This window comes from Pseudomonas sp. PDM22, from assembly GCF_014851965.1.
In the GTDB taxonomy this organism is placed as follows: Bacteria; Pseudomonadota; Gammaproteobacteria; order Pseudomonadales; family Pseudomonadaceae; genus Pseudomonas.
In genome coordinates this window covers 71,647-95,829 of record NZ_JACVAR010000005.1, presented here as the reverse complement: position 1 = coordinate 95,829, position 24,183 = coordinate 71,647, and the positions used below count along the sequence as shown (strand labels likewise).

The window sequence follows — 24,183 nt, the reverse complement described above, 5'->3', positions numbered from 1 at the left end:
GTTAATAAATGGTCGTTCTCATTTGGTGGGCCGTGGCGAGAAGCGGTGGCAGTTCTGCGGTGCAGCTGAACCCTCGGGGTCAGCTGCACGCTGAACGATAAGCGAGGGGGAAGATTCGCTCCCTGGATTAACTGGAGGGGTGCGCCTTGACCAGATCCCGGGCCATCTCCAGGTGCTGCTGGAGCACGGGCAGGGTCTGCTGGGCGAAGTTCTTGATGTCCGCGTCGGCGGCATGGTTGGCTGCGTCGGTGAAGACCTTCACCGCTTCCTCGTGAGCGCTGACCTGGTTGTTGGCATAGGCTGCGTCGAACGACTCCTCGCGCACGTCGAGCACCTTGGCCTTTGCCTGGCTGGTCAGGCTGGCGCTGTCGGCAAGTTGCAGCTGGTGCTTTGCGGCGAGCGACTTCAGCGTGGCATTGGCCTTTTCGTGATCGTCGATGATGTGCTGTGCGAAGGTTTTCACATCGGCAGACTGGCTCTTCTTCAGCGCCAGTTTTGCTGCGTCGATCTCCGCCATGCCGGCGGCTGACGCTTCGCTGACGAAATGCTGGTCCTGTGCGGACTTCTGTTCCGCCATCACCGGGGCGGCGACGAGGAGGAGGGCGCACAGTAGTCCGTTTCGCAGATGGCCTGTCATGTTCATGGTGATTCCTCTGGTCGGATGAGGCCCCGCGAGCAGGGGCATGTCCGGATGACGAGCCTGGCCGGGGAGCGTTCAGTGCTGGGGATGAACGGTCGCGAGCGGAAGGATTGGCCGCTCGAAGAGCAGTTTGTCGCGTGGGACGGGCGGTCAGCGGTTGCAGGGGCCGCAGGCGAGGACGAAGGCGGTCGCTCTCGGTGCAGGTCGAGCGAATATGTGAACTCTCAGAGGCAGGTCTGTCCCATCAGGTAGATCCCGACGCGGCTGTCCTTTCATGCCGCGCGCTGATTCGAATCCTGATGAGGAGGACTCTACCGTGGCCAAACCCACTGCAAAGAAGAGCCGCTTGGCGGGCACCGAGACTATCGATCGGGGCAACACCAATGAAAAACTGGAAGCCCTGGAGCGCTACCGTGAAGACGCGACTGGCGAGGCGCTGACCACCAACACCGATGTGCGCATCGCCGACAACCAGAACAGCCTGCGCGCCGGCGAACGCGGCCCTTCGCTGCTGGAAGACTTCATCCTGCGGGAGAAGATCACCCACTTCGACCACGAGCGGATTCCCGAGCGCATCGTCCACGCCCGCGGTGCGGCGGCTCATGGTTTCTTCGAGTCGTACGAGGACTGGAGCTCGCTCACCAAGGCATCGTTCCTGGGCAAGGCCGGCAAGCAGACGCCGGTGTTCGTGCGCTTTTCCACCGTGCAGGGCCCGCGCGGCTCCGCGGACACCGTGCGCGACGTGCGCGGCTTTGCCGTGAAGTTCTACACCGACGAGGGAAACTACGACCTGGTGGGCAACAACATGCCGGTGTTCTTCATCCAGGACGCCATCAAGTTCCCCGACTTCGTCCACGCGGTGAAGCCCGAACCGCACAACGAGATGCCCACCGGCGGCTCGGCCCACGACACCTTCTGGGACTTCGTCTCGCTGACTCCGGAGTCGGCGCACATGGTGATGTGGGCCATGTCGGACCGGGCGATTCCCATCTCGCTGCGGCACATCCAGGGCTTTGGCGTGCACACCTTCCGCCTGATCAATGCGGCAGGCGACAGTTCGCTGGTGAAATTCCACTGGCGGCCGAAATCCGGCGTCTGTTCGCTGCTCTGGGACGAGGCGCAGAAGCTTGCCGGCAAGGACCCGGACTTCCACCGCCGCACACTGTGGGACGACATCGAGAGGGGCGATTACCCCGAATGGGAACTGGGCGTGCAGGTCATTCCCGAGGCCGATGCGGACCAGTTCGACTTCGACCTGCTCGACCCAACCAAGCTGGTGCCCGAGGAACGGGTGCCGGTGAAGCTGCTCGGGCGCATGGTGCTCAACCGCAACCCGGACAACTTCTTCGCCGAGACCGAGCAGGCCGCGTTCCACCCCGGCCATATCGTGCCCGGTATCGATTTCAGTAACGACCCGCTGCTGCAGGGCCGGCTGTTTTCCTACACCGATACCCAGCTACTGCGTCTGGGCGGCCCGAACTTCAACCAGATCCCGATCAACCAGCCGCTATGCCCGTTCCACAACAACCAGCGCGATGGCCTGCACCAGCATATGCTGCACAAGGGGCGCGCGGCCTATGAGCCGAACTCCATCGATGACGGCTGGCCGAAGGAGACGCCGCCAGCCGCGCGCCAGGGTGGTTTCACCAGCTACCACGAGCCTATGACAGGCGCCAAGGTGCGGGTGCGTGCCGATTCCTTTGCCGACCACTTCACCCAGGCGGCGCTGTTCTATCACAGCCTCAGCGAGGCGGAGCAGGGGCATGTCGCTTCGGCCTATGTGTTCGAGCTGTCCAAGGTGGAACGGATGCCGATCCGTGAGCGCGAGGTAAACGAAATCCTCGCCAATATCTGCCCGAAACTCGCGGAGAAAGTCGCCAGCCAGATCGGCGTGAAGGTCACCCACAAGGCAGCCAGGGTGCCACAGCCCAAGCCGTCACCGGCGCTGAGCCAGGCCAACCTGCTGGCCGGGGATATCCGCTCGCGCAAGGTGGCGGTCCTGATCGCCGATGGCGTCAGGGAGAGTGATGTGCGCGACCTGAAAGATGCGCTCGAGAAGGCAGGAGCTGCCGGCAAGCTTATCGGTCCGAGCACTTCGCCGGTGAAGGCAGAAGGTGGTGCATGGCTGACTCCAGACGCCAGTTGGGATGGCTTGCCGTCAGTGGCCTTCGATGCGGTGTACGTCCCCGGCGGCGCCAAGGCGATCCAGCAGATCGGCGGTGACGGGCGCGCACTGCATTACCTGCTGGAAGCCTACAAGCACCTCAAGCCGCTGGCCTTCTGCGGCGATGCGCAGGCATTACCGGGGCAACTCGGTCTGTCGCCTGACGAGGGCATCGTCCAGGGGCGCTCGGCAGCGGATGTGTTCGCCGCTTTCGAGAAGGCGCTGAAGCTGCACCGCATCTGGGCGAGGGAGGCGCAGGTGGCGAAGATTCCGGCTTGAGTTGGCCCTGCAGGAGTGGTCGTGTCCCGCTCCTGCAGGTCAGAATGCAGGGTGAATGACGCCGGCAGCGTTATCCGCCCTGCTAAATGATCAGCTCAGCCGTTTTACCGTCAGCGTCACTGCCGCAATCCGCTCGGCCTGCTGGTAGGCCGAGCTGTCCAGCTCCTCGCCGAACACATCCGGGTCCATCTCCTCGTAGTGCCAGCTCACCGGACGATCGATCAGTAATGCGTCCAGCTGTCGGCGCAGGGGCGCCTCGCCGTTGACCACCGCGGCGCCGGTATAGAGCAGCAGGGAGCCGCCGACGTTCAGGCGTTGCAGGGCGGTTTCGACGATGCGCAATGACAGGCCCGCGCCAAACGCTCCGCCGCCATGGCGGTAGGTGCGCTCGTCCGGATCGAGCAGGTACGGCGGGTTGGCGACTATCAGGTCGAACTGCCCCTCGATGCGCTCCAGCAGGTTGCTCTGGCGGATCTGCAGGTCATCGATGCCGGCGAGATAGGCGTTGGCACGGGTGAAGTCCAGGGCGCGCGGATTGATGTCCACGGCGGTGACTTCTGCCTCCGGGAAGGCCTGGGCGATGAGGATGGCGCCGGGGCCGGCACCGCAGCCGATATCCACGGCGCGGCGCACGTTGCCGGCCTCACCACTCTGGAAATACTGGTGCAGCGCGTGGGCGAAACGGTAGGTGTCCGGGCCGAAGAACACCGCGTCAGTTTCCAGCGTCGGGTAGGCGGAGTGGGCGAACAGCTGGTCGTCCAGGCTCGACCAGCGCACCGCGCTGCGCCATTGACTGTCCTGGCGCTGCAGCAGTCCGCCGGTTTCCAGCAGGGCGAGCATGCGCTCGCTGACTAGCGCGTCGGGGAACAGCCGGCTCCAGCCGAACACGCCCTGCAGATCGCCGGCCAGCTGGTTTTCCGGCCGGGCGTTGACGCGCGCGTGGGTCGCGGGGGTGACCGTGGTGAAACGGTAGTCTTGCGCCTGCAACTCCTGCCCCAGGGTGATCAATGTCTCCAGGCGCGAGTCGAAGAATGTAGTCATGGTTCGATCCCCAGTTTGTCGGTGTAGATGCGCGTGGCCAGCAGCCCGGCTGGTGTCCAGTGGCGGTGCGGGGCCATGAGAGCGACCAGGCGATGCATGCGGCTGCGCGGCGAAAGCGTGGACAGCTCGTTGAGCAGGGCGCGCTCCTCGGTGGCGAACTCCGAGCGTGCCGACGGTGGTGCGGCGCTGGCTTTCTCGCTACCGCCCCAGGGATTGCGTTGCGCAGGCTCGCTCCAGTCGCCGGCGATCCAGTCGTGCAGCAGCTGCCGCTCGTAGGGATTGAACACACCGAACATGGCCGCGCTGTCTCCGGAGATCAGGCCCCAGAGACGACTGTTGGCGGGGTCCTGGTGACGCCTGATCCAGCCGAGTTGCTGCAACGCAGCAAGAAATTCGCCCATGCGCCCGGGGCCGGCCATCCACTGGTTCACCGTGCGCCCGCCGATGCGTGCACGGTCATCGTGCATCTGCCTGGCGAAGGGCCGCTTGCGCTCAAGCATGGCGACCACTTCGGCTTCCAGGTCGAAACCATCGAGCAGCTGTTGGTTGGATAGCCCCGCGTCGTTGAGTCGGTATCCGGCGTGCACGCGGCGCAGGAAAGCGCCGCGATCGGCCAGCTGCGGCAGGTTGGCTTCCAGCGCCTGCAATGCCTTGCGACCGTGACCGGTGGCAGCGTTGTCGATGGTCACGTGCAGGCGGAAGTACTCCGGGTCGATACCCAACTCGCGCAGTTCGCAACTGGTGATCATCAGGTGCAGCGGCGGCAGCTCGTATCCCAGGTTGTAGCCCAGCACTTCGGGCAGGTAGTCGTCGGACAGATAGCCCAGCGCCAGCTGCAGGGTGCCTTGCAGGTAATGCGCATCGCTCAGGTCGGGCGGGGCATCGCAACCCAGGCTGTCCAGCAGGCGCTGGTACACCAGCACGTGGTTGCGCGCGGGGATACCGTGGCCCAGCTCTTCCAGGCAGGTATGTACCAGCGGCAGCAGGCGCGTGTCGCTCCAGTGGTCGAGCACACCGTAGAGCCAGGCGCCGTCTACCCGCTTGGTGGGAGCGATGGCCTGGAGGAAGTGCAGGGCATGGGCGCGGTTGGCGAAGTGCCGACGCGGTGCGCCTTCCCGGCGCTCGCTCAGGTAGGTGGCATAGCCCTGTGCGCTGCGTTCGGCGCGGTTGGACAGCCAACTGTCCCAGCGTTGCGGGTCGGCGGGCAGCTCGTCGTCGTGGGCAGCCTGCAGGTCCAGCTGCGTATCAAGAAGCGTGGCTGCACGCTCCAGGCAGTCCTGCGGAGTGCGCAGCAGGGACTGATAGAGATCGCGGATGGAGCAGTGCTCGCGGTACGAGGCGACAGCATTCCGGGAGGCGGGTGGCGTCATGCGGGGCTCCTCGTTGGAAAAATCGGGACGCTTTCTCTTGCGAGTGAGCGGGCGAACAAAGGTTTCAAGTAAACGCCCAAGCGCAGGGGGCGAAGGGCCGAAAGACTGAACGCCACCGGCGACGGCGCGTCCCAGCCATGACTGCCATACCGCGAGGTCCGCCATGCCAGCACGCCCCGCGTTGCCCCGTTTTGGCATCGAGGAGGAGTTCTTCCTGCTCGATCCCGCCAGCCTGGACCTCGCTCGCGACGTGCCACTGGGCTTTTCCCATGCCTGCCGTGGCGTACTGGGCGAGGAGGTCGCGGAGGAAATCTTCCAGTGCCAGTACGAACTGGTCAGCCCAGTCCTGCGCCAGCTCGACGAGGCAGCCGCGTTTCTGAGCGACCGCCGCCGCCGATTGCGCGGGATATCCCGTTCCCACGGGCTGGAAACCCTCTGCGTCGCTGCCCATCCCTTCACCCATCCGCACCCTCAGCCCCCTGCATTCCGCGCGCGCTACCAGCGCTTGTTCGACGAGGCAGGCGTGGTGGCGCGGCAAAGCCTACTCTGCGGTCTGCATGTGCATGTGGAGGTGCGCGACATCGACTGTGTACGCGTGATGAACCGTGTACTGCCCTGGATGCCGCTGCTGCTCGCCCTGAGTGCGTCATCGCCGTTCTGGGGCGGGCGTGACACAGGGCTGGTCAGCTATCGCCAGTCGCTCTGCGGGGAGTGGCCGCGCATGGGGCCACCCGCGCAATTCACCGATGAGTCGCAGTGGCGACGCTACATCGCGTTGCTCCTGCAGTACGGCCTGATGCACGAGCCCGGTCACGCCTGGTGGTTCCTGCGGCCCTCGGCGCATTACCCGACCCTGGAGCTGCGCATCCCCGACGCCTGTCCGCGGATCGACGATGCGCTGTGCATCGCCGGCCTGTTCCGTCTGCTGGTCAGCCAGGCGCGGGAGGCACACGAACCTGAAGAGCCGAACTGGCAGCGAGCCTTGCTGGCGGAGAACTTCTGGCAGGCTCGGCGGCATGGCTGCGCGGGGCACTTTCTGGTGGAAGGCGATCAGGTGGTCAGTGCGCGGGATTGGCTCCAGCGAGCGGAGGCAGCCGTGGAAGACTGGCGGGACGACGAAAGCCAGCGGCTGTTCACCCATGCCGCCAGGATCATCGAGGGAGGCAATAGCGCGGATCGGCAGCGCATGGCCTACCAATCGGCGCGTGGCAAGGGGCAAACCGATGCGGCTGCGCTGGTTGCGGTGGTGCACCATCTGCTGGCGGAGAACCGGTTGGCGGCGGGTGCAGTAGCGCGTGGCTGACGGGCGGATGGCTTGCCGTCCTTGCCGATCCTCCCAGCAGAAAACCTGAACTCCAGCGCTATGCGCCGGCTCAACCGGCCTGAACGCACAAAGGACCATTCAGCCCTGGAGGCAGCGCCATGACCAGTTCCGCCAAGAGCTCCGCGAAGAAAGAACCCAACCCGCAGCACATCGAGATCGACGACACCCAAGACCGCATGGGCAGCGTGCGCGAGCTGGATTTCGAGAAGGCTCCCGAAGGACGCATCGGCGACGAGCGTTCGCCCGAAGAGGTGGAGCGCGAGTTTCCTGCGCAGCGCCGCCGCGAGATGGGCCAGACCGGTGGCGAGACCCTGGGCGACAGCGCCGTGGAAGATGGCGTGAGCATGGACGATCTGGCCCCGGAAACCCTGATCGACGAGGACGGTACCGAATCGCCGCTGGAGCCGGGCGACAGCGCACCGGTGGACAAGCAGCTGCACATTCGCCGCGAAAGCGAGATTGGCGGTGGTATCGGCCTGGATGAGGCGGAGGAAGGCCGCGTGCGTCCGTTGGACGGCAAACCCTGGGATGACTCCGACCCCGATGAGGAGCAATGACCCATGGCCCGCGCCGCCGTCCCGAATCAGACCCTGAAGGAGTACGCCCGCAAGCGTGACTTCAGCGGCACCCCGGAACCCAGTGGTGAAGCGCCGGGCAGCCATGCCGGGGAGTATGCCTTCGTGGTGCAGAAGCACGACGCCAGCCACTTGCACTATGACTTTCGCCTGGAGCTGGATGGGGTGCTGAAAAGCTGGGCAGTGCCCAAGGGCCCGTGCCTGGACCCCAGCGTGAAGCGCCTGGCCATCGAGGTGGAAGACCATCCGCTGGATTACGCGCGCTTCGAAGGGCACATCCCCGAAGGACACTACGGCGCAGGCGACGTGATCGTCTGGGACGAAGGCCGCTGGACGCCCATCGGCGATCCCCACCAGGGTATGCAGAGCGGCCACCTGAAGTTTCGCCTGGAAGGCAGCAAGCTCGCCGGCAGCTGGAACCTGGTGCGAACCCGTATGGCGGGTCGCCAGCCGCAATGGTTCCTGATCAAGGGACGCGACGACCAGGCGCGGGATTATCCGCGCTTCGACATCCTGGCCGAGGAGCCGCTGAGCGTCGTGACCGGGCAATCGCTGCCCAGCGAGTCTTCCGGGGCGAAAAAGACGCCTCCCAAACGGGCCAGGGCGGCCAAGCAGACCACGACAACCCGCAAAGCCACGCTCCCCGACGCCATTTCCCCGCAACTCGCCACGCTGGTGGACGCACCGCCTCCCGGCGATTGGCGCTACGAGATCAAGATCGACGGCTACCGCATCCTCGCTCGCCTCGATGGAGGCAAGGTGCGCCTGATGACGCGAAACGGCCACGACTGGTCGAAAAAACTACCGGAGCTGAGCAAGGCTCTGGCAGCGCTCGAGGTACAGTCCGCCTGGCTGGACGGCGAGATACTGGTGATGGACGAGGAGGGGCGCCCGGACTTCCAGCGCTTGCAGAACGCCTTCGATGCCAATGTCTCCGCGCCGATCCACTACACCCTGTTCGATCTGCTCTGGCTGGACGGCGCGGATTATCGCAGCAAGCCGCTGGAGGAACGCCGCCAGGCGCTACAGCAGGTCCTGCGCGGCAATGACAATGAAGCGTTGCGCTACTCGGAAGACTTCACCGACGACCCGCGCAGCATCCTCGACAGCGCCTGTCGTCTCGGCCTGGAAGGCCTGATCGGCAAGCGTGCCGGCAGCCCTTATTCCGAGAAGCGCTCGCACGACTGGATCAAGCTCAAGTGCAAGCGCCGGCAGGAATTCGTCATTGTCGGTTTCAGCGAGCCCAAAGGCTCGCGCTCGCACTTCGGTGCCTTGCTGCTCGGCCTGCATGACGAGGATGGCGCGCTGCGCTACGCCGGCAAGGTCGGAACCGGTTTCAGCGCAGCGAGTCTCGCAACCCTTCATCAGCAGCTCAAACCTCTTCAGCGCAAGACCTCTCCGCTGAAGGACGCGCCCAAGGGCGCGGACGCCAGGGGCGTGACCTGGCTACGCCCGGCGCTGCTGTGCGAAGTCGCCTTTGCCGAAATGACCCACGAGGGGCTGGTGCGCCAGGCGGTATTCCAGGGCCTGCGCAGTGACAAGCCGGTGCAGGCCATCGTCGAGGAAAAACCGAAAAAGGCCGCACATGGCGCTGAAAAAAAGACTGCGAAGGGAGCACCGGGCAACACCCTGCAGGGCGTGACCATCACCCACCCCGACCGGGTGATCGACCCTGCCAGCCAACTGCGCAAGATCGACGTGGCGCATTACTACGAAAAGGCCGCCGAGCGCCTGCTGCCCTGGCTGGCTGACCGCCCGGTGTCGCTGGTGCGCGTACCGGATGGTGTCGGTGGCGAGCAGTTCTTCCAGCGCCATGCCTCGCGCACGGAAATCCCAGGCGCGCAGCCGCTCGATCCGAAACTCGATCCGGGCCATGCGCCGCTGCTGCGGATCGCCACGGCCAGGGGGCTGGTGGGCGCTGCGCAGATGAGCGCTCTGGAACTGCATACCTGGAACGCCACCCTGGATGATCTGGAGAAGCCTGACCGCTTCGTCCTGGATCTCGACCCGGACCCGTCACTGCCCTGGCAGCGGATGATCGAGGCGACGCAGCTGACCCTGACGCTGCTGGATGAGCTCGGACTCTCGGCGTACCTGAAGACCAGCGGCGGCAAGGGCATGCACATCCTCGTCCCCCTGCAGCGGCGTCACAGCTGGGACGAGGTGAAGGACTTCGCCCATGCCATCAGCCGGCATATGGCCAAGCTGATGCCCGATCGTTTCAGTGCCGTTTCCGGGCCGAAGAACCGCGTCGGGAAAATCTTCATCGACTATCTGCGCAACACTCGGGGCGCCAGCACGGTCTGCGTCTGGTCGGTGCGGGCGCGAGAGGGCTTGCCGGTATCCGTACCGGTTCGTCGCGATGAGCTTGCCACGCTCAAGGCGGCGAATCAGTGGACGATTGCCAGCGTCGACGAACGCCTGGTGGCGGCCGATCCGTGGGCGGGCTGGGCCAACACCAAGCAGCGCCTGACTCGCCGGATGATCGACCAATTGGAAGGCTGAAGGTGGCGGTTCAGGGGGCCTGCGACGCCACCAGCTGGTCCGCCAGTTCGCGCTGGTGATAGAGCATCGGCAGCCAGAGACGGGCGAAGCCTTGCAAGTCAGCGTCGGCGGCTTCCTTGCTCATGCGATCGAAGGAGGTCACCGCTTCCTTGCTCGATCGCAGCTGCGCCACCGCATAGTCATGATCGAAGCGGTCACTGGCGGTGAGCGGCGCCTGACTGTTTTCCGGCTTCAGCGGGGCGTCGCTCTGCGCCGGCACGCCTTTTTTCTGCGCCAGGGTCTGCAGGTCGCGGAGCATCGCCGAATGTTCGTCCAGCACGCCCTGGGCCTGGTCGCGCACCGCCAGGGTCTTGCCGTAGCGGATGGCCTGCTGGGCGCGAGCGAGCTGCTGCTGGCTGTTGGTCAGGGCGGCGGAGATGAAAGCTGATTCATCGGCCTTGCCCTCTGCAAAGCTGCTGCCGGCGAGCACTGCGAAGCTCAGCAACAACCAGCGCAGGTAAGAGGAGGCGAGGGGAGTCGACATGGGAATTTCTCCTTCTTCTGGCTTTGCGACTACCGCAGTGGACGCAGCCCTGGGCGCACGGTTCAGAAAAGCCGGTTGGCGGCCTGAACCATTGGTGAAAAAGCCTGAACCAAGCTCCCCGGCATCGGCCTACCCAGTGAGTCGATCACTGCTGGAGTAACCAATCCATGAATGAACAACGCTGCTCCTGCCCCGGCTGTTCCTGCAGCCTGGGAGCCACGGCCGTGTACCGCGAAGGCCGTGCCTACTGTTGCCAGGCCTGCGCCGACGGCCATCCGGATGGCGAAAAACACTGTCAGGACACGCACTGCCATTGCGGACAGCAAAAGCCGCCGCGTGGTTGAACCCATCCGAGATGCCCTGGTGCATCGAAGGAGAACCCCATGAGCGAGACCGAAACCCTGCCACCACAACACCAGGACCAGCAGCCGGGCCTGGAGGAACAGATGCGCCCGCAGCCGGAGTTCGTCTCCGGCGAGTACCGTGCTGCTGCCAAGCTGGCCGGCAAGGTCGCCATCGTGACGGGTGGCGACAGCGGCATCGGCCGTGCCGTCGCGGTGACATTCGCCCGCGAGCGCGCCGATGTGGTGTTGCTGTACCTCGACGAATCCGAGGACGCGCTCAAGACCTGCCAGATCATCGAATCCCTCGGCCAGCAATGCCTGGAGATGTCCGGTGATGTCGCCGATGCGGGCTTCTGCGCGGAAGTGGCGCGCCGCGTCGAGGAGCGCTGGGGACGTCTGGACATACTGGTGAACAATGCGGGGGAACAGCATCCCCAGGAGTGCCTGGAAGACATTACGCAGCAGCAGTGGGAGCGGACGTTCCGCACCAACATCTTCGGCATGTTCCAGCTGACCAAGGCGGTGCTGCCGCTGATGGGCGAGGGCAGCACCATCGTCAACACCACCTCGATCACCGCCTACAAGGGCAACCCGAAACTGATCGATTACTCATCCACCAAGGGCGCGATCACCTCGTTCACCCGCTCGCTGGCGATGAACCTGGTCAGGCGCGGCATCCGCGTCAACGCGGTGGCACCGGGGCCGATCTGGACACCGCTGATTCCATCCACCTTCGATGCCGAGGAAGTCGCGACCTTCGGCACCAACACGCCGATGGGGAGACCAGGACAGCCCGAAGAACTGGCCCCGGCCTATGTCTACCTCGCCAGCAGCGATTCCTCCTATGTCAGCGGGCAGGTGCTGCACGTCAACGGCGGGACGGTGGTCAACGGCTGAGCCGCAGGAGATCAGGCCGCGCTTCGCAAGGCCTCGATCAGCTGCTGCTTGCGCATGCTCGAACGACCGGCGATGTGCCGGGTCCGGGCGCGGTTGAGCAATTCGGCCTTGGTCATGGATTCCAGCGGTTGGTCAGGCCGCGGCACGCCTTGCTTGGTGGCTACCGCGCGCTTGGCCGAGCTGCGCCGCGCGGCGGCCTTGGCCGGTGCGCTCTTGTTCTGGCCCGAGCCGCCGCTGCGTTCGCCGCCGCCGGACTGCTTGTTCACGGTTGCCCAGGCTCGGGCTTCTGCCTCGTCCTTGGGGACGCCACGGCTCTCGTAGCTTTCCTCGATGTGTTCGGCCTTGCGCTTCTGCTTGTCAGTGTACTTGTCTTTATCGCCCCGTGGCATGGCTGTTCTCCCTTGGCTGATGCGTCAGTGCACGCTCTTCGAGCGCCGGGCCCGCCAGCGCGGGCCACAGTGGGGAGAAACCGCTCGTCGCCGATCGTTCGGCGTTTCTGATGAACGGGCCATGCCAGTGGAGGAAAAGGTCTGAACTCAGCGTTTTCCTCGCGGACAGATGCACTGGGGCGCCTTGTGCGCCATCGGCAATCAGTCACCGACAGAAGCAGGAGACGGCAATGGCCCTGGACAGCATTCCCGATCAGTCGGCAGTCGAGATATTCAAGCACGCCGTGCTCACCCGCTTGCGCTATGCGGTCGGCAAGGACCCGGCCGACGCCTTTGACCATGACTGGTTCGAAGCGGTGGCCCTGGCCACGAGCAAGTACCAGGTGGATAACTGGGAAGAAACCACCCGCGCCATCGATCGCAGCGCGCGCAAGCACGTGTACTACCTCTCCCTGGAGTTCCTCATCGGCCGTCTGCTGATCGACAACCTGAGCAACCTCGGGCTGCTCGAGGTGGCACGCCAGGCACTGTCGGAACTGGGCGTGGACCTGGAACGCATCCGCCTGCTGGAGCCAGACGCGGCACTGGGCAATGGAGGCCTCGGCAGACTGGCAGCGTGCTTCATGGAAAGCATGGCGACGCTGGACATCCCCGCCCACGGCTACGGCATCCGCTACGAGCACGGGCTGTTCAAGCAGGTGATCGGCGATGGCTGGCAGCAGGAGCACACCGAAACCTGGCTGGACTTCGGCAACCCCTGGGAATTCGAGCGTCCCGAATCCGCCTACAGCGTCGGCTTTGGCGGCAGCGTCTACAGCGAGCCGGACGCCAATGGTGTCGAGCGCCAGCGTTGGGAACCGGTAGAGCGCGTTCGCGCGGTTGCCTATGACATGCCGGTGGTGGGCTGGCGCACTGCCAGCGTGAACACCTTGCGCCTGTGGCGCGCCCGCGCCGAGGAAACCCTCAAGCTCGACCGCTTCAACGCCGGTGATCACCTGGGGGCAGTGGCCGACACCGTGCGCGCGGAAAGCATCTCCCGCGTGCTCTACCCGGCGGACAGCACCGAGGCCGGACAGGAGCTGCGCCTGCGCCAGGAGTACTTCTTCGTCGCCGCCTCCCTGCAGGACCTGATGCAGCGCCACCTGGGCAAGGGCGAGGACGTGTACGGCCTGCCCGAGCGGGTCGCCATCCAGCTCAACGACACCCACCCGGCCATCGCCGTGGCCGAGCTGATGCGCCTGCTGCTGGACGAGCGCGGGCTGGACTGGAGCGACGCCTGGGAGCTGACCGTGGCGACCCTGTCCTACACCAATCACACGCTGCTGCCCGAGGCGCTGGAATCCTGGCCGGTGGGGCTGATGGAGCGCCTGTTGCCCCGGCACATGCAGATCATCTACCTGATCAATGCCTTCCATATCGACGCCCTGCGCGCCAAGGACATCCACGACTTCGCCCTGCTGCGGTCGGTCTCGCTGATCGAGGAGGACCACGGCCGCCGCGTGCGCATGGGCAACCTGGCATTTCTTGGCTCGCACAGCGTCAATGGTGTCTCTGCACTGCACACCGAACTGATGCGCGAGACGGTGTTCCGTGACCTGCACCGGTTATACCCGAATCGCATCAGCAACAAGACCAACGGCGTGACCTTCCGCCGCTGGCTGTTCCAGACCAACCCCGAACTGACCGAACTGCTGGTCGACACCCTCGGTGACGACGTCCTGGACAACCCCGAGAGCCGCTTGCGCGACCTGGCGGCCCACGCCGAGAAGTCCGCCGTGCGCCAGCGCTTCGCCCAGCAGCGGCGCAACGCCAAACAGCGCCTGGCCGTGCTTATCGAGGAGCGCCTGGGCCTGCGTGTCGACCCGGACGCGCTGTTCGACGTGCACGTCAAGCGCATCCACGAGTACAAGCGTCAGTTGCTCAACCTGTTGCACACCGTGGCGCTGTACCAGGACATCCGCAACGACCCGACCACCGAACGCGTGCCCAGGGTGAAGATATTCGCCGGCAAGGCCGCCCCCAGTTATGTGCTGGCCAAACTGATCATCAAGCTGGCCAACGACATCAGCCGCACGGTCAATGCCGATCCCACCGTGCGCGGGCTGCTCAAGGTGGTGTTCATCCCCAACTACAACGTCAGCCTGGCCGAATCCATCATTCCGGCGGCGGACCTGTCCGAGCAGATATCCACCGCGGGCCTGGAGGCGTCAGGCACCAGCAACATGAAGTTCGCCCTCAACGGCGCGCTGACCATCGGCACCCTGGATGGCGCCAACGTGGAGATGTGCGAGCGTATCGGCCCGGAGAACATGTTCATCTTCGGCCTCAAGGCGCAGCAGGTGGAGGCTCGCAAGCGGGCGGGGGAGCTGGCCATGCACAACGAAATAGCCGATTCGCCGCGTCTCCAGGAGGCGCTTATGGCGGTCAGCAGCGGCGTGTTCTCGCCGGACGACCCACAGCGCTATACCGCGTTGATCGACAGCCTGCGCCATGACGACCGCTTCATGGTCTGCCCGGACTTCGACGCCTACTGGGACGCGCAGGAGCGCGTGGAGCAGCTTTGGCGAAAGCCGTCGCGCTGGTGGAAAGCCTCGATGCTCAATACCGCACGAGTCGGCTGGTTTTCCTCGGACAGGACCATTCGCGAGTACGCCCAGGACATCTGGCAGGTGCCCGTCGGCGGGGAGTGAACCGCTCGCGACACAGCGACAGCCGGCAAGCCCTGGCTACGAAGACGCGGGGCTTGCCGCGGAGGAAGCGCTGACTTTCTGCCGGGCGGTCAGCGGTTGCAGGCGAAATCAAGCAAACCAAATGGCGCTCGTCCGGGTCTGGACTCTTATCAGGGCTTCAACAAGAGCCGGACATGGACACACTGGAGCGAATCTGGCTGACGCTGGTGGCCGAGTTCTCCGACCTCAGCGAAGTCGAGCAGATCACCCGCGCCTCGCTGCGCCTGAGCCTCGCCGTGGTGCTGGGTGGTGTGGTGGGCTATGAGCGCGAGAGCCAGGGCAAGGCCGCCGGCCTGCGCACGCACATGCTGGTGACCCTGGGCGCGGCACTGTTCGTGATGGCGATCCGGGAAGGCGGCGCGCAAGCCGATGCCGTCAGCCGGGTGATCCAGGGCATCGCCGCGGGGATCGGCTTCCTCTGCGCCGGCACCATTCTCAAGGGCAGCCAGGTCTCCGAAGTGAAGGGCCTGACCACCGCCGCCGGGCTCTGGCTGAGTACGGCCATCGGTATCAGCGTCGGGCTCGGGCATTCGGCCACGGCGGTGCTCGGCACGCTGCTGGCGCTGCTGGTACTGCACTGCCTGCCGCGCTGGCTGGAGCGCAACCACAAACATGCCCCTCACGAGTCGAGAGAGGACCGCGATGTTCCGTGAATTCGCCCAGGCCTGCGCCTGGACCGACGCCATGTTCGAAAACGGCCGCTATAGCGGGCTGATCGAATACCAGGTCATCCGCGAGGGCGCCGCGGTGGAGGTGCTGTGGGTCTATGCCCCCGGCAGCCGAAACACGTCGGAAGCCGAAGCAGCGGCGCGCCGCATGCTCGCACGGGTACGCGATATCGACGGCGAGGGCCGCGTGCACTTTGACGACGGCGTGCCCCTGCAGGAGGACTGCCCATGGCCCGTGTGATCTGGAAAGGCGCCATCAGCTTCGGCCTGGTGCACATCCCGGTAGCGCTCAACAGCGCCTCGCGCTCCAGCGGCACCGATTTCGACTGGCTCGACGAGCGCAGCCTGGAGCCGGTTGGCTACAAGCGGGTGAACAAGATCACCGGCAAGGAGGTACCCAGGGAACACATCGTCAAGGGTGTGGAACTGGAGAAAGGCCGCTATGTGGTCATCAGCGAGGAGGAAATCCGCGCCGCACGCCCGGATGCGACCCAGAGCATCGACATCCTCAGCTTCATCGACATCGAGGAAATCCCCGTGCCGTTCTACGACTCGCCGTACTACCTCACGCCCGAGAAGCGCGGCGAAAAGGTCTACGTGCTGCTGCGCGACACCCTGAAGAAGACCGGCAAGGCCGCCGTCTGCCAGTTGGTGATGCACAGCCGCCAACACCTGGCGATGTTGCGCGAGGAAGGCGAAGCCATCCTGCTGATGACCCTGCGCTGGCCGGCGGACGTGCGCGAGGTGGACGAGCTGGGCCTGGCGCTGGACAAGGTGAAGCTGGACAAGCGCGAAACGGAAATGGCCGAGCGGTTGGTCAAGGACATGTCCGGCCACTGGACACCGGCGGACTACGAAGACCGCTTCAGTGAGGAAATCCACCGCCTGGTGGAGCAGAAGGCCGCCAAGGGACAACTGGAGAGCGTCCCGCAAGCGGAAGCGAAAAGTGGCGAAGGTGCGGACATCATCGACCTCACCGAGCTGCTCAAACGCAGCCTCAAGGGCGACGGGAAGCGGCGCTCGACGGCCAGTGCGCCGGCGAAGAAGAGCGCAACCAGCAAGCCCGCGCCCAAGCGCAAGACCTCCTGAGCCAACCACTGGCGCAATTAGCCTGAACTTGCCGCCGCAGCGTCGTTCCCAACCCCTGTAGCTCGCCAATCCACCACGAGCGCGCCACGGAGCGCGCACCGCCGCGAGGAGGGCGCCGCAATGGAACGGGAAAATCCGGCCAGCCGGGCCGAGGCCGCCGCCAATGAGCCGCGCATCGTCATCGAGGACGTGCAGCCACGCCTGGAAAGCGGTCGTTTTGCTGCCAAGGCCATCAGCCACCGCACGTCGCGCATCCATGCGCGCATCTTCAGTGATGGCCACGACAAGCTCGGTGCCGAAGTCGCCTGGCGCGAAGGCAAGGGCCAGCCGTGGCAGAAGACACCGCTGCTGGCGCTGGGCAATGACCACTGGGAAGCGCAGATCACCCCGACCCAGGTTGGCCGCACCGAATTCATCGTGCTGGCCTGGATCGACAGCTATGCGAGTTTTCGCTACGAGCTGGAGAAGAAGTACGCCGCTGGACAGGTGGTGGATCTGGAGTTCCGCGAGGGCATCGAACTGCTGCAGCACGTGCTGCAGACGGCGCCGGAGGACTGTGAATCGGAGATGGCGCAGATCGTGCGCGAACTGCAGGGCAGCGAAGAGCGCGAGGCGCGCTTCGGCCTGCTCATGGCGCCGCGTACCCTGGAGGTGATGCAGCGCGCAGAACACCGCCCGTACCTGACCCGCAGCCTGACTTTCGAACTGGATGTGGAGCGACCACTGGCCGAATTCGCCAGCTGGTACGAGCTGTTCCCGCGCTCGGAAAGCAGCGTGCCCGGCCAGCACGGCAGCTTCGCCGACGTTCACCGGCGCCTGCCGGACATCGCCGCCATGGGCTTCGACGTCCTGTATTTCCCGCCGATCCATCCCATCGGCCGCCAACACCGCAAGGGCCGTAACAACAGCCTGCAGGCCGGTCCGGACGACCCCGGCAGCCCCTACGCCATCGGCAGCGAAGAGGGCGGCCATGACGCCGTGCATCCGCAGCTCGGCACGTTGGAAGATTTCCGCGACCTGGTGGGAGCCGCCCGCGAACACGGCCTGGAAGTCGCCCTGGACTTCGCCATCCAGTGCTCGCCGGACCACCCCTGGCTGCGCGAACATCCCGGCTGGTTCAGCTGGCGCGCCGACGGGACCATCCGCCACGCGGAGAACCCGCCAAAGAAATACGAGGACATCGTCAACGTCGACTTCTATGCGCCGGACGCCGTACCCGATCTGTGGATGGGGTTGCTGCAGGTGGTGCTGGGCTGGGTGGAGCAGGGCGTCAACCTGTTTCGCGTCGACAACCCGCATACCAAGCCGCTGCCCTTCTGGGAGTGGCTGATCGCCGAAGTGCGCCGCGAGCATCCGCAGGTGATCTTCCTCGCCGAGGCCTTCACCCGCCCGGCGATGATGGCGCGACTGGGCAAGGTGGGCTTCAGCCAGAGCTACACCTACTTCACCTGGCGCAACACCAAACAGGAGCTGGAGGAGTATTTCACCGAGTTGAACCAGTCGCCGCTGCGCGATTGCTACCGGCCGAACTTCTTCGTCAACACGCCGGACATCAACCCCTACTTCCTGCAGCGTTCCGGGCGCGCCGGCTTTCTCATCCGGGCGGCGCTGGCGACCATGGGGTCGGGCCTGTGGGGCATGTACTCGGGCTTCGAGCTGTGCGAGGCGGACCCGGTGCCGGGCAAGGAGGAATACTTCGACTCCGAGAAGTACCAGCTGCGCCAGCGCGACTACCACGCCCACGGCAACATCGTCGGCGAGATCACCCGGCTCAACCGCATCCGCCGGGAGAACCCGGCGCTGCACAGCCACCTCGGCTTCCAGGCCTATTGCGCGTTCAACGACAACATCCTGCTGTTCGGCAAGCGCACCGCAGACCTGTCCAACTTCATCCTGGTCGCGGTCAGCCTCGACCCGGACAACGCCCAGGAAGCCGACTTCGAGCTGCCGCTCTGGGAGTTCGGCCTGCCCGATGACGCGTCCATGGGCGGTGAGGACCTGATGAACGGCCACCGCTGGACCTGGCACGGCAAGCGCCAGTGGATGCGCATCGAGCCCTGGCACCTGCCGTTCGGCATCTGGCGCCTGCATCCCGAGACCTGACCCGTAAAGGAGCGCGACCCATGGCCAAGCGCAAGACCCGCCCCTTTCTCGATGATCCGCTCTGGTACAAGGACGCGGTTATCTATCAGTTGCACGTGAAGTCCTTCTTTGACGCCAACAACGACGGCATCGGCGATTTCCGCGGGCTGATCGAGAAGCTCGACTACATCGCCGACCTGGGTGTGAACACCCTCTGGCTGCTGCCGTTCTATCCCTCGCCACGCCGCGACGACGGTTACGACATCGCCATGTACAAGGGCGTGCACCCGGACTACGGCACCCTGGCCGATGCCCGCCGCTTCATCGATGCGGCCCACGAACGCGGGCTGCGGGTGATCACCGAGCTGGTCATCAACCACACCTCCGATCAGCACCCGTGGTTCCAGCGCGCACGTCGGGCGAAGAAGGGCTCCCAGGCGCGCAACTGGTACGTGTGGTCCGACGATGACGGCAAGTACGACCAGACGCGGATCATCTTCATCGATTCCGAGCAGTCCAACTGGACCTGGGACCCGGTGGCCGGGCAGTACTTCTGGCACCGCTTCTACTCGCACCAGCCGGACCTCAACTTCGACAACCCGCAGGTGCTGCGCGCAGTGCTCGGGGTGATGCGCTACTGGCTGGACATGGGCGTGGACGGCCTGCGCCTGGATGCGATTCCCTACCTGATCGAGCGTGAAGGCACCAACAACGAGAACCTCCCCGAGACCCACGTGGTGCTCAAGCGCATCCGCTCCGAGCTGGACGCCCACTACCCGGACCGCATGCTGCTGGCCGAGGCCAACCAGTGGCCGGAGGACACGCGGCCTTATTTTGGCGGGACGGACGGTGGCCCCGGCGACGAGTGCCACATGGCCTTCCACTTCCCGCTGATGCCGCGCATGTACATGGCCATCGCCCAGGAAGACCGCTTCCCGATCAGCGACATCCTGCGCCAGACCCCGGCGATCCCGGACAACTGCCAGTGGGCGATTTTCCTGCGCAACCACGATGAGCTCACCCTGGAGATGGTCACCGACGACGAGCGTGACTACCTGTGGAACTACTACGCCGCCGACCGCCGCGCGCGCATCAACCTGGGAATTCGCCGCCGCCTGGCGCCGCTGGTGGAGCGCGACCGCCGGCGCATCGAACTGCTCAACAGCCTGCTGCTGTCCATGCCGGGCACGCCGACCCTCTACTACGGCGACGAGATCGGCATGGGCGACAACATCTACCTGGGCGACCGCGATGGCGTGCGTACGCCGATGCAATGGTCGATGGATCGCAACGGCGGATTCTCCCGTGCGGACCCGGCCAGCCTGGTGCTGCCGCCGATTCTCGATTCGCTCTACGGCTACCAGGGTGTCAACGTCGAGGCGCAGGCGCGCGACCCGCACTCACTGCTCAACTGGACCCGTCGCATGCTCGGCGTGCGCAAGCAGCAGAAGGCCTTCGGCCGCGGCAGCATCAGCATGCTCTCGCCGCCGAACCGGCGCATCCTGGCTTACCTGCGCCAGTACCAGCCGGAGGGCGAGGGCGCAAGCGAAGAGACCATCCTGTGCGTCGCCAACCTGTCCAACGCCGCCCAGGCGGTGGAGCTGGACCTGGCAGCCTTCGACGGCCGGGTGCCCGTCGAGATGCTCGGTGGCGCTTCCTTCCCGCCCATCGGTCGGCTGACCTACCTGCTCACGCTGGCGCCCTACGGTTTCTACTGGTTCTACCTCGCCGACAGCCAGCAGATGCCGGCCTGGCACGTGCAGCCCGTGGAGCGCATGCCCGAGCTGCCAACCCTGGTGCTGGCCCAGCGCCTGGGCGAGATCATGAACGGTGCAGCACGCGAGCTGCTGGAGAACGACTCGCTGCCGCGCTACCTGCCCAAGCGCCGCTGGTTCGCCGGCGGCCGCCTGGAAGCCGGCAGCGCCCACCTGCTGTATGCGATGCCACTGACCGAGGACGATGCGGCGCCGATGCTGGCGGAGGTGGAAGTCGCCGGTGCCGAGGGCGCGGAGCACTATCAATTGCCACTGGCTGCCGTGCCGGAGAAAGGCAGCGCCGGCAACGATCTGCCTCAGCAACTGGCCATGGCCCGGCTACGCCGCGGGCGCAAGGTCGGGCTGCTGACCGACGCCTTTGCCTTGCCCGCATTCAGCCGCCTGGTCCTGCGCATGCTGCGCGAGACAGCGACGATGCAAGGCCCTGCCGGCGAGCTGCAGTTCCTGCCGCAACCCGGCCTGCCGCAGTACGGTGAGATTGGCGAGGAGGCGGAAGTCCGCGTACTCAGCGTCGATCAATCCAACAGCTCCGCGCTGATCGGCGACAAGCTGCTGCTCAAACTGCTGCGCCGCGTATTCCCCGGTGTACATCCGGAGGCGGAGATGGGTGGCTACCTGAGCCGCCGCGGCTACGCCAACATCGCTCCGCTGCTGGGCGAGGTACGGCGTATCGACGCCAGGGGCGAGCCGCATACCCTGATGTTGCTGCAGGGCTACCTGAGCAACCAGGGCGATGCCTGGAGCTGGACACTGAACCAGCTGGAACGCGCCATGCGCGACGGCGTGCTGCCGGGCGTGGAAGCTGCCGAGCCTGGGTTCGACGTGATGGAAGAGTTGCGCCTGTTCGCCGGCAAGCTTGGCCAGCGACTGGGCGAGATGCACCAGTTGCTGGCCGAAGCCACCGACGTGCCGGATTTCGGCCTGCACCGCAGTGGCGCCGCTGACAGCGCCGCCTGGAACAGCAGCATCGGCACGCAGATCGAACAGGCGCTGGAGGCTCTGCAACGCTCTCGTGGCCACCTGGAGGAGCGTGGCGGCGTGATGGTCGACTGGTTGCTGGAGAAACGCGGCGAACTGCTGCAGGCCGTGGCCAACCTGGCGCGGTTGGCCGAGGGCGGGGTGATGATCCGCGTCCACGGCGACTTGCACCTGGGCCAGGTCCTGGTGGTGCAGGGCGATGCGTTCCTCATCGACTTCGAAGGCGAGCCGAACCGCCCGTTGGCCGAGCGCCGTCGTCGCCATAGCCCGCTGAAAGATGTGACCGGCGTACTGCGTTCCTTCGACTATGCCGCCGCCATGGCCCTGCGCAGCGCCCAGGGCACCGAGGCGCCCGCAGAACTCCAGGCGGCGCGCGCGGAACTGGCGCTGCGCTATCGCCGCGAAGCCCGCGACGCCTTCCTCGAAGCCTATCGAGCCGCCGCTGTGGACCTGCCGCACGAATGGCATGGCCGCGAAGGCGAGGGCGCGGCGCTGGCCCTGTTCAGCCTGGAGAAGGCCGCGTACGAAGTGCTGTACGAAGCCGGACATCGCCCTGACTGGCTGGACGTTCCGCTGCAAGGGCTGTTCGAACTGGCGCGACATCTGATTGGAGGACGTACATGACACCGCTCCGCGACCTGGACCATCTGCAGCGTGCCGACCACGCCGATCCCTTCTCCTTCCTCGGTCCGCACCGTGACGCAGAGGGCGAACTGGTGCGGGCATGGCTGCCCGGTGCGCTGGCGGTGGAACTGTTGTCGCCGCAGGACGAATTCCTCGTCGCCATGGAGCCGCTGGATGCCGGTGGGCTGTTCGTTGCGCGCCTGCCCCGGAAGACACCGTACCGGCTGCGCATCCACTGGCCCGAGCATGAGCAGGTCACCGAGGACCCCTATGCCTTCGGCCCTTCCGTAAGTGAACTGGACCTCTACCTGTTCGCCGAGGGCAACCATCGCCAGCTCGGCAAATGCTTCGGCGCGCAGGCGATGGAGCACGAAGGCGTGCCCGGCGTGCGTTTCGCCGTGTGGGCACCCAATGCCAGGCGGGTCTCGGTGGTGGGCGACTTCAACGGCTGGGACGGTCGCCGGCATGTGATGCGCCTGCGCTACCCGGCTGGCGTCTGGGAACTGTTCATCCCGCGCCTGCAGCCGGGCGAGGTCTACAAATACGAACTGCTTGGCCAGGACGGCCTGCTGCCGCTCAAGGCCGACCCGATGGCGCTGGCCACCGAGATGCCGCCGGCCACCGGCTCGCGGGTAGCGGACCCGACACCCTTCGCCTGGCAGGATGACGAATGGATGCTGCAACGTGGCGAGCGCCAGGGATTCGACCGGCCACTGTCAATCTACGAATTGCACGCCGGCTCCTGGCAGTGGGTGGAAAACCGCGCGCCGACCTGGGACGAGCTGGCGGATCGACTGATCCCCTATATCGACGACCTGGGTTTCACCCATATCGAGCTGATGCCGATCATGGAGCATCCCTTTGGCGGCTCCTGGGGATACCAGCCGCTGTCGCTGTTCGCGCCCACCGCGCGCTACGGCAGCCCGGCGGAATTCGCCCGTTTCGTCGACCGCTGCCACCAGGCCGGGATCGGCGTGATCCTCGACTGGGTGCCGGCGCATTTCCCCACCGACGCCCATGGCCTGGCGCACTTCGACGGCACCGCGCTGTACGAGTACGCGCACCCGTTCGAGGGTTTCCACCAGGACTGGGACACCTACATCTACAACCTGGGCCGCAACGAGGTGCATGGCTTCATGCTGGCCTCGGCGCTGCACTGGCTGCGTGAATACCATATCGACGGGTTGCGGGTGGATGCGGTGGCCTCGATGCTCTACCGCGATTATTCGCGCAAGGACGGCGAGTGGATTCCCAACCGCCACGGTGGGCGGGAGAACCTCGAAGCCATCGAGTTCCTCAGCCACCTCAACAGCGTGGTACACACCGAAGCGCCGGGCGCGCTGGTCATCGCCGAGGAGTCCACCGCCTGGCCGGGCGTCAGCCGGCCGACGGAAGAGGGCGGCCTGGGCTTCGCCTACAAGTGGAACATGGGCTGGATGCACGACAGCCTCGCGTACATCCGCGAAGACCCGATCAACCGCGGCCATCACCACCACAAGCTGACTTTCGGGTTGCTCTACGCCTTCTCCGAGCACTTCATCCTGCCCATCTCCCACGACGAGGTGGTGCACGGCAAGGGTTCGCTGCTGGGCAAGATGCCCGGCGACCGCTGGCAACAGTTCGCCAACCTGCGGCTGTTCCTGTCGATGATGTGGACCCATCCGGGCAAGAAGCTGCTGTTCATGGGGTGCGAGTTCGGCCAGTGGCGTGAATGGGACCACGACGGCCAGCTGGACTGGTACCTGCTGCGCTACGCCGAGCACTTCGGCGCCCAGGCGCTGGTTCGCGAGCTGAACCAGCTGTTGCGTGAGGAGCCCGCGCTCCACGCCTTCGACGACCGCGCCGAGGGTTTCCACTGGCTGATCGGCGACGACCAGCGCAACAGCGTCTACGCCTGGCTGCGTCTGGCTGGCGACGGCGCGCCGCTGCTGGTGGTGCACAACTTCACCCCGGTACCACGTCCGCACTACCGCATCGGCGTGCCGCTGGCCGGCCATTGGCAGGTACTGCTCAACAGCGACGCCGACGCATTTGGCGGCTCGGGTGCGGGCAGCCGGGGGGCGCTGGAAAGCGACCCCCATGAGTCCCACGGGCAGACTCAGTCCCTGGCGCTGGACCTGCCGCCGCTGGGCTGCCTGATCCTGCGCCCCACCGGCGACGCCGTCGACCTGTAGCGGCAGGCCACGC

18 protein-coding genes are annotated in these 24,183 nt (G+C 65.7%); 13 read left to right on the top strand and 5 right to left on the bottom strand.

Annotated elements, in window-relative coordinates:
• Positions 1-127: 127 nt before the first annotated feature.
• On the bottom strand, positions 128-643 hold the full coding sequence (locus IB255_RS18405; RefSeq protein ID WP_192210646.1) for a DUF4142 domain-containing protein: 516 nt from the start codon (positions 641-643) through the stop codon (positions 128-130).
• A gap of 271 nt (positions 644-914) precedes the next feature.
• On the opposite strand from IB255_RS18405, the gene katE reads away from it, so the two are divergent.
• Positions 915-3,083, top strand: coding sequence for a catalase HPII (katE, locus tag IB255_RS18400; RefSeq protein ID WP_192210645.1), 2,169 nt, complete (start codon positions 915-917; stop codon positions 3,081-3,083).
• Between the two features lie 90 nt (positions 3,084-3,173).
• Here katE and IB255_RS18395 read toward each other — a convergent pair whose 3' ends face one another.
• Together IB255_RS18395 and IB255_RS18390 are read right to left on the bottom strand one after the other, a co-directional pair.
• Positions 3,174-4,124: a class I SAM-dependent methyltransferase gene (locus tag IB255_RS18395; RefSeq protein ID WP_192210644.1), complete on the bottom strand. Its 951-nt coding sequence runs from the start codon at positions 4,122-4,124 to the stop codon at positions 3,174-3,176.
• The gene (locus IB255_RS18390) at positions 4,121-5,494 is read right to left on the bottom strand and encodes an iron-containing redox enzyme family protein (RefSeq protein WP_081519900.1); all 1,374 of its coding nucleotides are present in this window, start codon (positions 5,492-5,494) and stop codon (positions 4,121-4,123) included. Before IB255_RS18390 ends, IB255_RS18395 begins: the two co-directional genes overlap by 4 nt.
• A gap of 163 nt (positions 5,495-5,657) precedes the next feature.
• Here IB255_RS18390 and IB255_RS18385 point away from each other — a divergent pair, with 163 nt between their 5' ends.
• The 3 genes from IB255_RS18385 (at position 5,658) to ligD (ending at position 9,898) form a co-directional block, all read left to right on the top strand.
• Positions 5,658-6,797 carry a carboxylate-amine ligase gene (locus IB255_RS18385; protein WP_081519901.1) on the top strand — a complete coding sequence of 380 codons (1,140 nt, stop codon included), beginning with the start codon at positions 5,658-5,660 and terminating at the stop codon, positions 6,795-6,797.
• 119 nt (positions 6,798-6,916) lie between these two features.
• On the top strand, positions 6,917-7,375 hold the full coding sequence (locus IB255_RS18380) for a phosphotransferase system, HPr-related protein (protein ID WP_081519902.1): 459 nt from the start codon (positions 6,917-6,919) through the stop codon (positions 7,373-7,375).
• A gap of 3 nt (positions 7,376-7,378) precedes the next feature.
• Positions 7,379-9,898 carry a DNA ligase D gene (ligD, locus tag IB255_RS18375; protein ID WP_081519903.1) on the top strand — a complete coding sequence of 840 codons (2,520 nt, stop codon included), beginning with the start codon at positions 7,379-7,381 and terminating at the stop codon, positions 9,896-9,898.
• A gap of 10 nt (positions 9,899-9,908) precedes the next feature.
• On the opposite strand, the gene IB255_RS18370 is transcribed toward ligD, so the two are convergent.
• Positions 9,909-10,421, bottom strand: coding sequence for a DUF4142 domain-containing protein (locus tag IB255_RS18370; protein ID WP_081519904.1), 513 nt, complete (start codon positions 10,419-10,421; stop codon positions 9,909-9,911).
• A gap of 167 nt (positions 10,422-10,588) precedes the next feature.
• On the opposite strand from IB255_RS18370, the gene IB255_RS18365 reads away from it, so the two are divergent.
• Positions 10,589-10,765 carry a metallothionein gene (locus IB255_RS18365; RefSeq protein WP_151187083.1) on the top strand — a complete coding sequence of 59 codons (177 nt, stop codon included), beginning with the start codon at positions 10,589-10,591 and terminating at the stop codon, positions 10,763-10,765.
• A gap of 39 nt (positions 10,766-10,804) precedes the next feature.
• Positions 10,805-11,662: an SDR family oxidoreductase gene (locus IB255_RS18360; protein WP_081519906.1), complete on the top strand. Its 858-nt coding sequence runs from the start codon at positions 10,805-10,807 to the stop codon at positions 11,660-11,662.
• Between the two features lie 11 nt (positions 11,663-11,673).
• Here IB255_RS18360 and IB255_RS18355 read toward each other — a convergent pair whose 3' ends face one another.
• Positions 11,674-12,051, bottom strand: a complete 378-nt coding sequence (locus IB255_RS18355) for a Rho termination factor N-terminal domain-containing protein (RefSeq protein WP_081519907.1) — start codon at positions 12,049-12,051, stop codon at positions 11,674-11,676.
• A gap of 230 nt (positions 12,052-12,281) precedes the next feature.
• On the opposite strand from IB255_RS18355, the gene IB255_RS18350 reads away from it, so the two are divergent.
• From IB255_RS18350 to glgB, 7 genes are all read left to right on the top strand, one after another.
• Complete coding sequence (locus IB255_RS18350) at positions 12,282-14,741, top strand: glycogen/starch/alpha-glucan phosphorylase (protein WP_081519908.1); 2,460 nt, start codon at positions 12,282-12,284, stop codon at positions 14,739-14,741.
• Between the two features lie 173 nt (positions 14,742-14,914).
• Positions 14,915-15,433 (top strand): MgtC/SapB family protein, encoded by a 519-nt coding sequence (locus tag IB255_RS18345; RefSeq protein WP_081519909.1) that lies wholly within the window; start codon positions 14,915-14,917, stop codon positions 15,431-15,433.
• Positions 15,423-15,689 carry a hypothetical protein gene (locus tag IB255_RS18340; protein ID WP_081519910.1) on the top strand — a complete coding sequence of 89 codons (267 nt, stop codon included), beginning with the start codon at positions 15,423-15,425 and terminating at the stop codon, positions 15,687-15,689. Before IB255_RS18345 ends, IB255_RS18340 begins: the two co-directional genes overlap by 11 nt.
• A complete protein-coding gene (locus IB255_RS18335) occupies positions 15,677-16,537 on the top strand; it encodes a Ku protein (protein WP_192210643.1) in 861 nt (286 codons plus the stop codon). Before IB255_RS18340 ends, IB255_RS18335 begins: the two co-directional genes overlap by 13 nt.
• Positions 16,538-16,657: 120 nt before the next feature.
• Positions 16,658-18,640, top strand: a complete 1,983-nt coding sequence (locus IB255_RS18330) for an alpha-1,4-glucan--maltose-1-phosphate maltosyltransferase (protein WP_081519912.1) — start codon at positions 16,658-16,660, stop codon at positions 18,638-18,640.
• Between the two features lie 20 nt (positions 18,641-18,660).
• Positions 18,661-21,996 (top strand): maltose alpha-D-glucosyltransferase, encoded by a 3,336-nt coding sequence (gene treS / locus IB255_RS18325; protein WP_192210642.1) that lies wholly within the window; start codon positions 18,661-18,663, stop codon positions 21,994-21,996.
• Positions 21,993-24,170, top strand: coding sequence for a 1,4-alpha-glucan branching protein GlgB (glgB, locus tag IB255_RS18320; protein WP_192210641.1), 2,178 nt, complete (start codon positions 21,993-21,995; stop codon positions 24,168-24,170). The genes treS and glgB overlap by 4 nt, the downstream gene beginning before the upstream one ends.
• Positions 24,171-24,183 lie beyond the last annotated feature (13 nt).